At 69.1% G+C, this 433-nt stretch carries 1 protein-coding gene; it reads right to left on the bottom strand.

From position 1 onward, the window contains the following. Positions 1-433 (bottom strand): DsbA family protein (locus RM590_RS35710; RefSeq protein ID WP_311708969.1); only part of this gene is annotated, 433 nt, incomplete at both ends.

Raw genomic sequence — 433 nt, forward strand, 5'->3', positions numbered from 1 at the left:
GTGAACGTCTCCTTCGGCTGGGCTCCCGCGATCGGGCGGCCGTTGATCAGGAACGACGGGGTGGACGTAGCGCCGATCCCGTACGCCTGCTCCTGGTCCTTCGCGACGGCCGCGCGGGCGGCCTCACCGTCCAGGTCCTTCATGAAGCGGGCCAGGTCCTTGACCCCGGACTCCTGCGCGAGCGCCTTGACCCGGTCCTTGGAGAACCCCTTCTCCTTCGCTCCTTCGGCGTAGGCCGCCGCGTGGAACTCCCAGAAGCGGCCCTGCTGCCCGGCCGCCCAGGACCCGCGCGCCGCGTTCTCGGACTCCTCGCCGAAGATCGGGAAGTTCCGCCACTCGATGCGCAGGGTGCCGTCCTCGACGTACTCCTCGATCAGTTCGGGCTCGGTGTCCCGGGCGAACTTGCCGCAGTAACCGCACTTGAAGTCGGCGT

Origin of the sequence: Streptomyces litchfieldiae, assembly GCF_031845365.1 — a bacterium.
GTDB lineage: Bacteria > Actinomycetota > Actinomycetes > Streptomycetales > Streptomycetaceae > Streptomyces > Streptomyces litchfieldiae.